Source organism: Ktedonobacter sp. SOSP1-85 (genome assembly GCF_016587415.1).
Taxonomy (GTDB): domain Bacteria; phylum Chloroflexota; class Ktedonobacteria; order Ktedonobacterales; family Ktedonobacteraceae; genus Ktedonobacter.
The window spans coordinates 1,306,727-1,321,531 of record NZ_BNJI01000001.1; the positions used below are offsets into that span (position 1 = coordinate 1,306,727).

General features: G+C 52.6%; 9 protein-coding genes. All 9 read left to right on the forward strand.

Annotated elements, in window-relative coordinates; translation table 11 throughout:
• Window positions 1-110: 110 nt before the first annotated feature.
• The 9 genes from KTE_RS05705 to KTE_RS05745 all read left to right on the forward strand — a co-directional run bounded on the left by KTE_RS05705 (window position 111) and on the right by KTE_RS05745 (window position 14,792).
• Window positions 111-878 (forward strand): hypothetical protein, encoded by a 768-nt coding sequence (locus KTE_RS05705; protein WP_201379416.1) that lies wholly within the window; start codon window positions 111-113, stop codon window positions 876-878.
• 116 nt (window positions 879-994) lie between these two features.
• On the forward strand, window positions 995-2,431 hold the full coding sequence (locus tag KTE_RS05710; RefSeq protein ID WP_201379418.1) for a hypothetical protein: 1,437 nt from the start codon (window positions 995-997) through the stop codon (window positions 2,429-2,431).
• A gap of 255 nt (window positions 2,432-2,686) precedes the next feature.
• The gene (locus KTE_RS05715; protein WP_201379420.1) at window positions 2,687-4,414 is read left to right on the forward strand and encodes an ABC transporter substrate-binding protein; all 1,728 of its coding nucleotides are present in this window, start codon (window positions 2,687-2,689) and stop codon (window positions 4,412-4,414) included.
• Between the two features lie 623 nt (window positions 4,415-5,037).
• Window positions 5,038-6,795 (forward strand): ABC transporter substrate-binding protein, encoded by a 1,758-nt coding sequence (locus tag KTE_RS05720; RefSeq protein WP_201379422.1) that lies wholly within the window; start codon window positions 5,038-5,040, stop codon window positions 6,793-6,795.
• A gap of 235 nt (window positions 6,796-7,030) precedes the next feature.
• Window positions 7,031-8,350 carry an RNA-guided endonuclease TnpB family protein gene (locus tag KTE_RS05725; protein ID WP_201379424.1) on the forward strand — a complete coding sequence of 440 codons (1,320 nt, stop codon included), beginning with the start codon at window positions 7,031-7,033 and terminating at the stop codon, window positions 8,348-8,350.
• 649 nt (window positions 8,351-8,999) lie between these two features.
• Window positions 9,000-10,757 (forward strand): ABC transporter substrate-binding protein, encoded by a 1,758-nt coding sequence (locus KTE_RS05730; RefSeq protein WP_201379426.1) that lies wholly within the window; start codon window positions 9,000-9,002, stop codon window positions 10,755-10,757.
• 969 nt (window positions 10,758-11,726) lie between these two features.
• The gene (locus KTE_RS05735) at window positions 11,727-12,686 is read left to right on the forward strand and encodes an ABC transporter permease (protein ID WP_201379428.1); all 960 of its coding nucleotides are present in this window, start codon (window positions 11,727-11,729) and stop codon (window positions 12,684-12,686) included.
• A 20-nt stretch (window positions 12,687-12,706) separates the two neighbouring features.
• On the forward strand, window positions 12,707-13,795 hold the full coding sequence (locus KTE_RS05740) for an ABC transporter permease (protein ID WP_201379431.1): 1,089 nt from the start codon (window positions 12,707-12,709) through the stop codon (window positions 13,793-13,795).
• Window positions 13,796-13,814: 19 nt separating this feature from the next.
• A complete protein-coding gene (locus KTE_RS05745) occupies window positions 13,815-14,792 on the forward strand; it encodes an ABC transporter ATP-binding protein (protein WP_201379433.1) in 978 nt (325 codons plus the stop codon).
• Window positions 14,793-14,805: the final 13 nt, after the last annotated feature.

Genomic DNA, 14,805 nt, shown 5'->3' on the forward strand with positions numbered 1-14,805 from the left:
GCATCCTGTCACGACAGAACAGACGCTGGAAGTTGAACAGTTGATATAGAGGGGGGCAAGAAACATGCATCGACATGACGGACTGCCCTGTATTGGAGGAAATCATCGTTATGGCAATCCAATTCCTACGCGGTAATTCACAAGCACCCAAGGGGCATGCCATCTTTGTTGTGCGCAATCGCAACGATGCCAGCAATGTCTTTTGCACCTATTGCATCATACCCCCTATCCCTATGTCCATTGCGAAATATATTCCACCGCTGCTAGCGGCCCATCTCCCTACGGAGGAGCTGCAAGACAGTGACACGGTTTCTGGCATGCCGATTCCTCCCATTCCGGAAGAGGGCCAGACCCTGGAATATATGCAGCTCCTGGCGGAGCACCGCGATGATGATCTCTGCGACATTGGTAGCGTCAGTTCCAGGGATGACATGGCACGCATGAACCTGGCGGCCGAGGCATGTCAGGAATATGGGCAATTGTACACCTCGTACATTGCCACTATCCAGACCAGGAAACGCGAGGCGCAACAGTTTTCAGTGAAGGAACTGGATGCCGATTCCCTCGTCTTTCATGCCATGCCTGAAAGGCAGAAGTTGGCTGAGCTGGGCAAACTCATTGGGACAGCCCGGTACGCCATCGAGGGGCACGATCAGCAACTCTTACGCGAGACAGAGCAGCAGATGCAACGCATTGCGGGCACCCTGGCCGAGAAGTATCGCGGCTCTGAGCTTGTTACCGCAGCTGTCTCGCCAAACGAGCGTGGCGCCAGGCTCTCTGGTCTCTACCTCAGTCGAGCATATAAACTCCTCGACGAGGAATACGCAGATATTCCCGGCATTGAGCGAGACATTCGTGAATTAAAGGACGCGGGCTAGCTTCTGGCAGCCCGCCTCCTGCCGCACTCATACCCATAGCATTGCTCATGGGCTATGCTATGATGCAGGTATCATACCTATCTTTACAAAATATATTTTCTTGTAGGAGCTTATCCATGGCACAAGTTGAAATGAGGGTAGACCTCTCAAACGTGCTTAGCGCAGCGATTGAGGGCAATACAGAACAATTAATCGCCTCTGTGCGTGACATTTTACATGACACCAACTCACCCGATGTCCTCCTGGGACGCCTGGGTATGATAACCGTTCACGGGGACAGCGATGGGCATCCCGCCGCCGTGCTGGCTGCCGCGGCCATGCTGAGCCGCCTGATTCACTTTCTTCCAGAACCAGTGGACTCGACTGTTCCTGTCAAAGAGCGTGCCTTGCCGCTCTTTTTCCAGGCGGCCAGGTTAGCCAGAACCGCCTTGCGCGCGGGCGCTGGCGTCGAGCCTAACTATCCTGAGCCACTCTTCCCCAGCGATCTTGGCGAAAATACGACTGTTGGCGAGGCTCTGCGCAAAGCAGTGCACAGCAACGATGTCCTGGCCGTAGAACGCCTGCTCTTTGGGCTCTATGGCACTGGCGCGGATTACCGCACGATGGAGGTCCGGGCATTTGAGGCCGTTGCCGACACCTTCCAACATGGTGGGCACCCACTCATCTTCGCCGTGCGTGGTTTTCAGTTGCTTGATGCCGTTGAGTGGGGCGACCGCGTTCCCAACATCTTGCACTGGCTCGCGCCCCATCTGCCCCTCCAATCAAGCAGCGATGAGCCAGCCTGGGCGCGCACCGTACGCGATTTTGCCTCCAAGCCCGAAAATAGCATGAAGAGTGTACGAACGCGTCTCTCCACGCCCAAAGATGAGAATGCGCTGGAGCTTTATAAGCTCGTCAATAGCACCTCGGATACAATCCAGGTCTGCCAGGGTGTCTACAACACGGTGATCAAGAGCGAGACCTCACCTGTCGCCACGGCTGCGGTCATTGCGCTCTCAGCCGCTGAGCTACTGTGTACCCTCGACAACGCCGAACATGAGCAGTATATCAAGGCGGCCCATGGCCTACTCTTCGCCTCCGCCGTCCACCAGGTTATGCGCCGCGTGCAGGATGTAGAGGCTCTGCCCCTGCTCTATACCTCCGCAGCCTATGTCAGCGCGTTGCGCCAGGAGATCGCCAGCTCACCACTCAAGCAAACCGAGCCGACAGCGGCCGGTACCATTCCTGGCGGCGGTTTTATCGCCAGCTCTCAGCTTGAGACCCTTCAGGAGCAGCTCAAAAATAAAGACTTCGCTGGCGCCCTGGCGACCTCCCAGCGCTACCTGAAAGTTGGTCATGATCCGCGCGCGCTCTTTGGAGCTATCGCAATCGCCGCTGGCCACATCGACGCGACCAGGGATCAGGGACACACCCTGCAGATTGTTCAGGCGGCAGCGGAATCATATATGGCCTGGCCTAAAGCGCTGGCGACAACCAGTGCCGATGCCTTCCTCCATGTCGCCTTGCGCGCTATCGTTGGGGGGCCTCTCGACGAGATAAGCGTACGCTTCTAGCCGGGTAGAGGCATAGAGCTTGCATCCAAGAAGCTCCTGTATAGAGGAGAGGAGGCAAGCCTCTTTCGCAGCGAATAGCAATTTACGACCAGGTATGTGAGAAGTGACATGCCTACGACGTTATTAGAGTATAAGGGGCACGCGCGTTAAATACCCGTGCCCCTCTCTTATTGCGAGCAATCCAGCACCATATGCCTTTATTTTCGCTGTCCAGCCTCTTTCACACAATCACAAGCGTTAAAGGAGACACGCTTTATGTTTCCTACCAGGAAAACCGATCTCACCAGGCAATACCTCTATCTACCAGGGCTCTGTCTACTACTCGTCCTACTCAGCGCGTGTAGTCTCTTTGGGGATGCTTCACCACACATGGTCAAGGCTCCTGCGAACAAGCAGACCTATGTCATTCCTCAGGTGGGGATTACCGATCTTGATACTCTTGATCCGGCATTGGCGCATGATGATGCCTCAATTCATGCTGTCCAGATGCTCTATACGGGCCTGGTACAGCTCAACGATAAACTCGAAGTCGTACCTCAGCTCGCCCAGAGCTGGCAGACCGATAGTGACGGACTCACCTGGACCTTTAAACTCAAGCCACACCTGACGTTTAGTGATGGCACACCGCTCACCTCTGCTGACGTCGCCTACAGCCTCAACCGAGCGCTGCTCCCCGCGACCCAATCGACGGTCGCACCGTTATATCTCAATATTATCAAGGGTGCAAGCCAGGTCATCGCGGGCCGCAGTGCATCTATCATCGGCACAGGCGTTACGACGCCAGATGCCAATACCATCATGATTACGACAGAGCAGCCCGCCACGTATTTGCTTGCGCGCCTGAGCATGAATTGCGCCTACGTGGTTGAAAAAAGTATGGTCACAAAGTATGGCGCCCAATTTACTGACCATTTAAGCCAGGGAGGGGTCTCGGGTCCATTTCGCGTCGCAGACTATAAACATGGGCAATCCATTACCTTCTCCCCCAATACACACTACTATAATGCCAGGCCCCAGCTACAAAAAGTAACCTATCGCTTCTACCAGACTGCCCAGGAAGCCTATAAAGCCTATACCAATCGCCAGATCGATACCGCCAGCGTGCCCCTGGCCAACTACCAAAACGCGCGCAAACAGAAGGACTTTCACCAGGTTCCACAGCTCTGGATCAACTACTACACCATGAACTACCTGACCAAGCCCTTCGATAACGTGAAAATTCGCCAGGCCTTTGCCCTGGCCATTGATAAACAGGCCATCGTGCAAAACGTTTGGAAAGGGACCGCACTCCCGACAAATCATATTCTCCCTCAGGGTATGCCCGGATATAATGAGAAACTCACTGGTCCAGACCAGACGCAAAAGCTCTCTGGCAACCCCAAGCTGGCCCAAACCTTGCTCAAAGAGGGACTCAAAGAGGAGAATATTGCCAGCGTCTCCGATCTACCAGATATCGAGCTAAGTTACGCAACCGGGGTTCCTACCATCGCACAGGAGATCCAGGCAACCATTCAGCAATGGCAGAAAGTCCTCAATATTTCCGTGAAACCAAACCCCATGGATTACAATACCCTCCTGGACAAGATAACGGCCTCATCCATGAATAACCAGGAGCTACAGTTGTGGGCGCTCTCCTGGATTGGTGAATATCCTGATCCACAGGACTGGCTCTCTTATCAGTTTGGGAAGGGCACAGTCAACAACAATATGAACTATGGCCAGAACTTTGGTCCGACGGCCGCCAAACAGCAGGTGTTACAGGACCAGCTCACCCGGGCCGATGGCCTCACCAATGCAGGTGGTCGACTCCAGGCGTACCAGCAGGCCGAGCAACAGCTTGTGAACGATGTTGCCTGGCTACCGATGGAGCAGGAAACAGCCATCTTCCTGCGTACCACCGATATCGTCGGTCTCGTTGATAACGGGCAGAATACCACCCCGCCTGATGATTGGGCCAAGATTTACCGCGTACAGGCAGGCTAAACTTACGCTGCAAGTTAAAGCACGACGCTACTAAAGTACGCGTCTACATATGAGGCGCCTCATATGTAGACGCGTACTTTAGTAGCGTCGTGCCATGTACGGCTCCATGCTACGGCACATCGCTTGAGATCCCACGTCTCTCCCTCTCTGTACACACCTCGTCTCGGCGATAAAACGCGAGCAACACCAGAAAGAAGAGCACAAGCCTGGACTGCTCTCCTCTACGCTTTTCCGACTCTGAACGCTTTATCAAAGGGAAAAATCAGGCCAAACTTTCTGGGCTTGATTTTTCTTAAAGAAATCTGAGAGATTGTGCAAAACATCAGCGTATATATACATGTATCCAATAATCACAATCTGCTCTTAAGTAGAAGTAACCTGCACAGAAAATGACTCTTTCTATAAGATTTGTTTTCTGGGCTAAACCCTCTTTATGCTTTTTTTGTAGAAGAGGATATATTTCCTAGCTTTAACCTTGTACGCAGGTATACTAGCAATCTATCTTTGTAGAGCAAATAGCGTCGCTTGCAAAATATTCAATGCTGAATATAATGCTTGTTATGCTATTATATAGCTCTGTGGCGTATCTTCTTTTCTCTCTTCAGTTCAAGGAGATTTCGTACATGAAGCCGAACAAAAAGCTTTTAGGTAAATTCTTACCCGGCATGTTTATCATGCTCGCCATGTTGATCGTCGCCTGTGGCGGCGGCAACTCTGGTACCAGTAGCACAGGCAGCAAACTTTCCGACGACAAGCAGATCTATGTTACCCCTTACAGCGGCATCTCTGATGTCGCCACACTCGACCCAGCCATCTCGACCGACCTGGATTCCATCGGCGCCATTGATATGATGTTCACCGGGCTGGTTCAGCTCGACGACAACCTCAAGGTATATGGTGAACTGGCTGACACCTGGACCACCTCCAGCGATGGCCTGACCTGGACCTTCAAACTGCATCAGGGGGCGAAGTTCAGCGATGGCAATCCCATTACTGCCGACGATGTAATCTTTAGCATCGACCGCGCCCTCAAGCCCGAGCTCAAATCTACCGTCGCCCCCTCTTACCTGGCCCTGGTTAAGGACTCGGACAAGCGCTTCTCTGGCAAAATCCCAACCCTGATCAATGACAGCCTCTTCGCTCCCGATCCAACCACTGTCAAGATCGTCACCTCACAGAAAGCGGCCTACTTCCTCGACGCCCTGACCTACTCTACCTCCTACGTGGTAGAGAAGAGCCTGGTCCAGAAGTATGGCGATACCGACTACTTCAAACATCTTGATACGGGCGGCTGTTCTGGTCCCTTCATCTTGGAGAAGCACGTCAATGGTCAGCAGATCAGCTTCGTGCCAAACAATAACTACTATGGTCCCAAGCCCCAGCTCAAGAAAGTGGTCTTCCCCTTCTACAAGGACCCACAGACAACCTACAAGGCTTACAAGACCAACCAGGTCGATACCGCTGGTGTCCCCACTGCCAATCTGGATGAGGCACGTGCCTTCCCCAGCAAACAATTCCGCCAGGCACCTCAGCTAGCCATCGACTACTACACGATGAACTACCTGGTGAAACCCTTCGACAACATCAAAATCCGTCAGGCCTTTGCCCTTGCCATCGACAAAGATACCATCGGCCAGAATATCTTTAAGGGCGCACGTTTTGCCACAAACCATATAATCCCTCAGGGCATGCCTGGATACAATCCCAATCTGAAGGGGACAGCTGGTGTGGACAGCACCAAGGGCGACAAGGATCTGGCTAAGAAGCTCTTCCAGGAAGGCATGCAGGAGGAGCACTACACAGCTTCTACCTTCCCGCAGATCACCTTCACCGTTGCGACCAGCGGCTCACAAACCATTAAGAATGAGTTCCAGTTCGCACAGCAGCAGTGGAAGGATACCCTGGGCGTCAACGTCACCATCAATGACGAGGACTTCAATAAGCTTCTCGACGATACCTCCAACGCTGTCAATAACCCCAAAGGTCTGCAGATGTGGGCTATCGACTGGATCGCCGACTATCCCGATCCTCAGGACTGGACCAGCCTGCTCTTCGGTAAGGGGTCCTCGAACAATAACCCCAACTACGGTCTGGGCAAATCCGCTGACATCACAACTCAACAGCAGATTCAGGCCCTTATGCCGACCGCGGATGCCAACCAGAACAACGCGGAGCGCATCTCGCAGTACAACCAGATCGAGCAGCAACTCATCGATGATGTCGCCTGGATTCCCATCGTGCAGCGCCAGAGCTCCTACGTTCTCAAACCCTGTGTCAAGGGCGTGGTGGACAATGCGCAGTTGCTAACTCCCCCAAGGGACTGGGCCAACATCTACAAGACAAGTGACTCTCCTTGTGCCAGCACCAACGCCTACAAGTAAGTTCTGACTTGTAAGTTAGAACTGGTAAGCGAAGGGGGAAGAACCGTATAGGCTCTTCCCCCCTTTGTCTTTTGCCATTCACCGAAATCGCCGCAGGATGCCCCTGCCCTTTCAGGCATGGGGAGGAATGCGGCGTTCCTTTGTCGGTGGCTTGGGTGAGAGACACCGTAGACAGCTTTTTCATCTGCTCCTTTTCTATTGACAGGTAGATGAAAACTATGATATGCTCTAAAGCATGAAAACGGTGTTAACAGCGAAACTCAAATTGAATACAACACCCGAGCAATTCAAGGCATTACGTGAGACACAACTGGCATATCGTGATGCTCTCAACTATGCCAGTACATATGCCTTTGAGAATGGCAAGATGAGTAATGCTGTTCGTCTGCAAGATGGCACGTATGATGAGATTCGCCTCCGTTTTCACCTTCCCTCACAAATGGCCTGTTCTGTTCCTCGCCAAGTTGGAGCCACTTATAAAGCTCTCTGGACAAAGGTGAAGAACAATGCTGCCCATCGTAAGGCAAAGACGACCAAAAAGCGGTACAAAGGGCTTGATAAGGCTCCTACGTTTCTCTCCCCCACGTTGACCTACCAGTATAAGAAGGACTACACGTTCAAGAAAGAGCAGCACGTGAGTCTCCTCACTCTTGAGGGACGGGTCAAGGTTCCCTATACTGGCTATGACAAGCACGTGGCATTGATCCAGCGTGGGACGCAGATAGGTGCATCGAAACTCTGGTATGACAAGCCCAAGAAGCAGTTTTACCTCCTCGTCTCCCTGGAAGTGGAGACGGCTGATCCTACCCCCGAAACGCACAAGCAGGTCGTTGGCGTGGATGTGGGGATGCGATACCTTGCCGTCACGGCGACAATGCAAGGCGATTGCACCTTCCATGCTGACATCTCTCCTATTACCAGGTCTCACCACTACGCACGACTGAGAAAGCGTCTGCAAAAAAAAGGCACTCGTTCCGCGGCGAGAAGGCTCGTCGCCATCAGTGGACGAGAGAGACGGTTGAAAGCCAACGCCAATCATGTCGTGAGTAAACGGATTGTGAAGCAATATCCTCAAAGCTTGATTGGACTGGAGCATCTGACAGACATTCGAGAGCGGACCACACGACGGAAAGGCAAACAAGCCAGTGCCAAACAGCGAAAAGCCAATCGTACCTTCTCCAAATGGGCTTTTGGTGAGTTGCACGCGATGATCGCCTATAAAGCGCTCTTGCATCAAAGTATGGCAATCAAGGTGGATGCCAACTATACCTCGCAGTCTTGCCCCAAATGTGGGCACACCTGCAAAGAGAATCGCCCTCACAAGGGCTTGCTCTTTGTCTGTCAGAATTGTCAGTACACGCTCCATGCCGATCTGGTTGGCGCAAGAAACATTGCGATGCGAACGCTTCTTATTCGGCAAGACTGGATAGGAACGGGCCTCTTGTCAGTACGCCCTGATGTGTCGGACGTTGAAGCCAAAGCAGCACGCCTGAAAAGGTATGCTGAGTTGCGGTGGAGTTCAGACACAACTCCAAGCCCTCGGCTTTCGCCGTAGGGTACTGACATAACTATTTATCACCCACCCTACGATCGCTTCACGGGTGTTGTAGAGTCCATGTCAGCATGGATTCGTCCGGCCCGCAAGCCTATCCCAAATGCCGGAAGGTAGCTGCGCTCGGAGGCCGAGCAAGCTCTGCCCCTACAAGCACTTATGCCTCTAAATCAGGTTTCCCCATACCGATAGTTATCGAAATAGAGATGCCAAGGAAAAGGCTCAAAATTGTGGTAAATTCGTGAGAGATTTAACCACTATGCTTACGTAATTACACACAAGAGTTATGTTTGTGAATACAAGAGCCACATCCAAAAGCAAACGACTGAAAGAATGCATCTTTCTTTAAAGATAAAGCGAGTAGAGGGAGATAAGTCGATTGCTTCTCGCGTACTTCTATTTACAGTAAAAAATATCTGACTTGCGTGCAAACATAGCTCACAGCCAACAAAAGAAGAGGGTTCTCTTTATCCAGCAACTCGGGTGCCAAAGCAGTCATCACAACAGAATACCCGTCACCAGGCAGGTAATATGCTCTCTTACCCCTTTCAGGAGCAAGTAGGCATTACCTATATAAAAAGCATTTCGAAGAAGTTGTTCTCAGCTCATAGAAATGCTCGTATGTACTATCCTTAGGACAAGGAGTATTTACATGCAACCTGGCAAGAAACATGCTGGTAAATTTTTACCAGCGATCCTGGTGCTACTAGCTATGCTGATCGTCGCCTGTGGCGGCAGCTCTGGCAACAGCACCGCGACGAGCAATAAGCTCTCCGATGACAAGCAGATCTATGTCTCCCCCGACAGCGGACTCTCCGACGTCGCCACACTCGACCCTGCCCTCTCTACAGACTCAGCATCTATCTCGGCATTGGATATGATGTTCGTGGGATTGGTCCAGCTCGACGACAACCTCAAGGTATACGGCGAACTAGCGCAGACCTGGAATACCTCCAGCGATGGCCTGACCTGGACCTTCACCCTGCGCCAGGGGCTGAAGTTTAGTGATGGCAACCCCATCACCGCCGACGACGTGATCTTCAGCATCGACCGCGCCCTCAAGCCCGAACTCAAATCCACCGTCGCTCCCGCCTACCTGGCCCTGGTCAAGGACTCGGACAAGCGCTTCGCGGGGAAAGTTCCAACTCTGATTAATGACAGCCTCTTCGCCCCTGATCCCTCAACCGTCAAGATCGTGACCACGCAGAAAGCCCAGTACTTCCTCGATGCCCTGACCTACTCCACCTCCTATGTGGTGGAGAAGAGCTTCGTCGAGAAGTATGGCGATACCGATTTCCTGAAGCACCTCGGTGAGGGTGGCTGCTCGGGTCCCTTCATCCTGGATAAGCACGTCAGTGGTCAGCAGGTCAGCTTCACACCCAATAAAAACTATTGGGGTCCCAAGCCACAGCTGAAAAAGGTCGTCTTCCCCTTCTACAAAGATCCTCAGACAACCTATAAAGCCTACCAATCCAACCAGGTCGATACCGCTGGTGTTCCTACCGCGAACCTGGACCAGGCACGTGCGCTGCCTAATAAGCAGTTCCGCCAGGCGCCTGAGTTGGCTATCGACTACTACGCCTTGAACTTCCTGGTGAAGCCCTTTAACAACATCAAGATTCGCCAGGCCTTTGCCCTTGCCATCGACAAAGACACCATTTCGCAGAACATCTATAAGGGGTCGCGCCTGCCGACTAACCATATTGTTCCCCAGGGCATGCCCGGTTACAATCCTAATTTGAAGGGACCTGGTGGTGTGACCAGCACCAAGGGCGACAAGGATCTCGCCAAGCAGCTCTTCCAGCAAGGCATGCAGGAAGAGCACTATACCACGGCGAACTTCCCACAGGTTACCCTGACCGTCGCCACTGGTGGTTCGCAAACAGCCAAGAACGAATTCCAGTTTGTGCAGCAGCAGTGGAAGGATACTCTGGGCGTCAGCGTCACCATTAACGACGAGGACTTCAATAAACTCCTGGACGATACCTCTGCAGCCACTGGCAATGCCAAGGGTATTCAGATGTGGGCCATTGCCTGGATTGCGGACTATCCCGATCCTCAGGACTGGACCACCCTCCTCTTTGGTAAGGGTTCCTCCTACAACGAGACCAACTTTGGCCAGAACCAGTCGAAGAACGCTACCGCCGAGCAGCAGATCCAGGATCTGATGACGACCGCGGATGCCAACCAGAACAGCTCTGAGCGCATCTCGCAGTACAACCAGATTGAGCAGCAGCTCGTAGACGATGCCGCCTGGATTCCCAGGTTGCAGCGCCAGAGCTCCTATGTCCTCAAACCCTGCGTCAAGGGTATTATCGATAACGCTCAGGGTCTGGTTCCGCCAGCGGACTGGTCTAAGATTTACAAGACCGGCGATTCTCCTTGTGGCAACACCAACACTTACAAGTAGTCTTCTCTACACAGTAAGCAGCACTTTAAACAGGCCAGTGGGTAGATACTACCCACTGGCCTGTCTCCCTCTTAATGGAATAATGATATGGGATAACGACTGAAATGACGAGGATTTCTCAGCCAGCATCCGTGCCTGCAACATAAGACAAACGTCCTATAGGAAGGGAGGCGCTATAAGGGCCATCCGAACGTTCATTATGACCTTCTCTCCCCATGGAAACGGCGTTTCCATGGCATACAATAACATATAATAGCTCAAGAACAGACGCTGGTAGACCGCCTTATGCGTTCTGTTCTTGTAAGTCTTTCTGCCGATTGTCTCTTGTATGGTCTTCTTCTGTGAGAGAATTCGACATCTTCCGGCGTAGTGTAAAGTGAAAGCACAAGAAGAGAAGCTTATCCGTAGGCAGTAGTTTTTCTCTCGACTCAAACCAATAGAAACTGATCATTTTAACGCGTCTTTTACAATAAGAACAGTACCAGGACCCTGATAAATTGCATTCAGAATATGATAAAGCACTTTATCAATACGCCAAAAGCCCTTGTTACCGCTACAAAAGCGACAGAGGTAAGACGCGGGATCTGGGACCGAATGCGGAACGAATGAGCAGTTGAGGCAAATCGACTAGAAAAAGAGTGATGTATCCCGCTTCACTGGAATGTAGCACGCACTGCATATAGAGCAGGAGGGCTACAACTACAGTACGAGCGCACTCACCCTGGTTACACTCTTACTCATTTCTTACACTCATATCTCAAACGGCTCGCTTGACATACGCATCAGGCTAACTTACAATAGACAGCATCTATCCACGATCATGCATGGGTAGTTATAATCGGAGATTGTCTATGGAGAGGTGCCGTTTCATAGATATCGTACGATGAGCAAGAAATCTAGTATTTGCGCATAAGACCATCGTGGTCAACCTAGCACACCAAACCTCGAGTAGGGAGTAAGGGGTACAACATGGTTCAATTCCTCGTAAAGCGGCTAATAGGGCTCGTCTTTGTGATTCTCGCCGTAACTTTCATCACATTCATTTTCGGCTATTTGGCTCCAGGCGATCCCATCAGAGCACTTTTAGGCCAGCACCAAGATCCTGTGCTGTATGCCCAGCTAAAGCATCAGTACGGCCTTGATCTACCCTGGTATCAGCAGTATTGGAACTTCCTCAGTGGTCTGTTCCATCTCGATTTTGGCTACTCATTCCATACACAAGGACGCCCTGTCTCGGAGATCATCCTCCAGGGAATCCCCGCCTCAACCGAACTGGGAATATGGGCCTTAACGCTGACGTTGCTCCTGGGTATTCCAACAGGAATTGTCGCGGCTCTCAAAGCCAATACCTGGCTTGACACCCTGATCATGGGAACGTCGCTGATTTTCTGGGCCCTTCCAGCCTTTATTCTTGCCATCTTCGCACAGGTTCTCATTGTCTGGCTCGACAAGGTAACGGGCTACCCCTGGCCCGTGGCCAACTGGGGAACAGTGTGGAGCTACAGTTGGAGTGATATCCAATACAAAATCGTGCCTGTGATCATCTTCGCGGCTCTTGGCTTTGCTTTCTATGCCCGCCTGACTCGCACCACCATGCTAGAGGTTCTACGCCAGGACTATGTTCGTACTGCGCGTGCCAAGGGCCTGCATGAGGGCGCGGTTGTGTACCGCCATGCCTTCCGCAACACACTGATCCCAATCATGACCGTGCTTGGCCTGGCAATTGGTACGATTGTGGCGGGTGCCTTCTTCATTGAGCAAATCTTCAACATTCCTGGAATCGGCTCTGCCGGTTTGCAGGCGGTGACGGACCGTGATTATCCGGTCATTCAAGCTACTACCGTCCTATTCGCGACCTGTGTTGTGTCCGGCAACCTTTTGTCGGATATTTTCTATACGTTGGTTGATCCCCGCATCAAAGCCGAGTAGGAGACAGGAGACACTAGAATATGGAAACAAGAGACAAAAACAATGCCTCCCCTGGTATGATAGCGCCTGACACAGCCATGCCAATGGAGAGCGAGTACGCGGTCGAAACAACGGGCAAGGATGGAATCCAGCCCGACATTCGGCAACCCAAAAAGTCGCCGACGCCTTTCCAGGATTCCATGCGCCGCCTGCGCCGTGACAAGCGCGCCATGATCAGCCTGGCGTTCCTCATCTTCTTTATCATCTTGCCCATTATTGGTCCAGTTATCTACCAACATGTTGGTGGTACCTATAACAGCACCACCTATGGCAATATCAGCCCCCAGCAGTACCATGATCCCTTCCACCAGGAATTGGATCGCCAGGATGAGAATCCAGGTCCGCAATACTTGCTCGGTACCGATAGTGTGGGCCGCGACCTCTTCGCACGCCTGATGGCAGGTATGTTGATCTCCATCACTGTCGCTGTCGTCGTTGAGATCATTACGGTCGTGCTTGGCCTGACCGTAGGTATCCTCGCTGGCTTCTATGGCGGGTGGATTGACCAGCTATTGGCCCGCTTTACCGATATTATGTTCGCCTTCCCGGGCCTGCTCTTCACTATCCTGCTCGCCGGCATTTTCGGCTCTTCGGCAGATGCAACCTTCAGCCATATTCCCCTGGTGGGCGCAAACGGCAATGCACGCCTCGTGCTGGTCTCGATGGCCCTGGCCCTGGTTGGCTGGCCCTTCATGGCGCGCCAGGTTCGTGGCCTGACCCTCCAGTTGCGCGAACAGCAGTTTGTGGAAGCCGCCCGCACCATGGGTACCACTGACTGGAACATCATCGTCCGGCACATCGTTCCCAACCTGTTTAGCATCGTTATTGTGCAGGTCACCCTCGACCTGGGTTCAATCATCATCAACGAGGCCGGTCTGAGCTACCTGGGCCTGGGTGTACAACCTCCTGGCTCCAGCATTGGTCTGATGATTAATGATGCCTCTAACCTGGTCGATACGCATCCTTGGGAAGTCCTGTTGCCCTCAATTGTGCTTACGATTATCGTCTTGAGCTTCTCGTTCCTGGGTGATGGCCTGCGTGACGCCTTCGATCCACGATCTAAAGACTAGTTAGCGGAGTAACATAACGATGACAGCCAATTTGTTGGATGTAAAAAACCTCAAAACCTACTTTTTTACGCGCAGTGGAGTGGTGAAGGCCGTAGACGATGTGTCCTTCTCTATCAAACCAGGCCAGACACTCGGCGTCGTGGGCGAGAGCGGCTGTGGTAAGAGTGTCACCGCGCTCTCTATCATGCGCCTGGTCGCCAACCCTCCTGGCAAGATCGTGGGTGGCGAGATCAACTTTAATGGCGAAAATATTCTGGACAAAAACATGGGCGAGTTGACCGACCTGCGCGGCAGCAAAATCTCCATGATCTTCCAGGACCCCATGACCTCTCTCAACCCGGTTTTCACCGTGGGTTACCAGATCGCTGAGACGGTCAAACGCCATAGAAAAGATGTCACCAATGACCAGGCCTGGAAACGCTCGGTTGAGATGCTTGACCTGGTGCGTATTCCTGACGCGAAGCGCCGCGCGAAGAACTATCCCCACGAGTTTAGTGGTGGCATGCGCCAACGCGTCATGATCGCTATCGCCCTCGCCTGTAATCCCCAGTTGCTCATCGCGGACGAGCCAACAACCGCTCTTGACGTGACCATTCAGGCCCAGGTGCTGGAACTGATGAAGGGCCTCTCGCAGGAGTTTGGCACAGCCGTCATGCTTATTACCCATGACCTGGGTGTGGTCGCGGGCACCTGCCAATATGTGAACGTAATGTACGCGGGCCATGTCGTAGAGTCAGCCCCGGTCAAGCAGATCTTTGAAAGCCCTGCCCATCCCTATACCATCGGCCTACTCAGATCGATTCCCCGCCTCGACGAGGGGCGTGGCTCCCGACTCACACCTATCGCCGGTCAGCCACCTGACCTCGCGAACCCGCCCGTCGGGTGTCCATATGCTCCACGCTGCCCTCGGGCGCAGAGCCGCTGTTTGAAGGAACTTCCGGTATTGCAGCCAGTCGGACGCGGCGAACAAGCAGCAGCCTGTTTCTATCCAAACTAAGGGGAAGAAAAGA

Coding starts and splice junctions, on each gene's coding strand:
- KTE_RS05740 (WP_201379431.1), top strand. CDS start 12,707: ATGGAAACAAGAGACAAAAACAATGCCTCCCCTGGTATGATAGCGCCT.
- KTE_RS05720 (WP_201379422.1), top strand. CDS start 5,038: ATGAAGCCGAACAAAAAGCTTTTAGGTAAATTCTTACCCGGCATGTTT.
- KTE_RS05745 (WP_201379433.1), top strand. CDS start 13,815: ATGACAGCCAATTTGTTGGATGTAAAAAACCTCAAAACCTACTTTTTT.
- KTE_RS05710 (WP_201379418.1), top strand. CDS start 995: ATGGCACAAGTTGAAATGAGGGTAGACCTCTCAAACGTGCTTAGCGCA.
- KTE_RS05725 (WP_201379424.1), top strand. CDS start 7,031: ATGAAAACGGTGTTAACAGCGAAACTCAAATTGAATACAACACCCGAG.
- KTE_RS05705 (WP_201379416.1), top strand. CDS start 111: ATGGCAATCCAATTCCTACGCGGTAATTCACAAGCACCCAAGGGGCAT.
- KTE_RS05735 (WP_201379428.1), top strand. CDS start 11,727: ATGGTTCAATTCCTCGTAAAGCGGCTAATAGGGCTCGTCTTTGTGATT.
- KTE_RS05730 (WP_201379426.1), top strand. CDS start 9,000: ATGCAACCTGGCAAGAAACATGCTGGTAAATTTTTACCAGCGATCCTG.
- KTE_RS05715 (WP_201379420.1), top strand. CDS start 2,687: ATGTTTCCTACCAGGAAAACCGATCTCACCAGGCAATACCTCTATCTA.